This window comes from Wenzhouxiangella psychrophila, assembly GCF_042310375.1.
GTDB lineage: Bacteria > Pseudomonadota > Gammaproteobacteria > Xanthomonadales > Wenzhouxiangellaceae > Wenzhouxiangella.
In genome coordinates this window covers 1-537 of record NZ_JBHJMQ010000036.1, presented here as the reverse complement: position 1 = coordinate 537, position 537 = coordinate 1, and the positions used below count along the sequence as shown (strand labels likewise).

The window sequence follows — 537 nt, the reverse complement described above, 5'->3', positions numbered from 1 at the left end:
GCCCCGCGCAAGCAGAATCCCTGCGCCGCGGCGCATTGAGCCAATCCGGTGGCGACATCGATGACGTTGTCCTCCACCACTTCCGCGACATGAAAACCATGCACAGCCGCCACTCCGGCCCCTTCGATGGAGTCGAGCGCGTCTGGGACGAAATCCTCGATGAAGTCGAAGACCTCGGATGCACTCTGCCATCCAGCAGCATCGGTTGGGAAGAATACATCGAGGGCCCAGCCACCGCTGATACCTGCGACCAACTGGCCTCTGAAGTTTATGTTCAGGTGTGCCAAGCACCGGTGAAGTCTGCATAAAGATTCACCCGGAATTTCCCCTATCCCTACGCTTTGATCCGCGTTGGGGTAGGGGATTTTTCTTATTTGGGGGAGTGGGTGGGTCCTTTTTTGGAGGCTGTACTTACTTCTGTACTTTCGGCACCAAGATTTCGGCAAAATGATGGCCAAAACCAGGAAATCTTGGTGTCGAAAGTACAACGAGGTTAAGGGAATTAACCCGAGGGCCCAGATCTAACGGTGAGCTGCC

1 protein-coding gene is annotated in these 537 nt (G+C 55.1%); it reads left to right on the top strand.

The annotated features are described in order from the left end of the window. A partial coding sequence (locus tag ACDC66_RS15225) for a hypothetical protein (protein ID WP_376697591.1) occupies nucleotides 1–308 on the top strand: 308 nt, incomplete at its 5' end. Nucleotides 309–537: the final 229 nt, after the last annotated feature.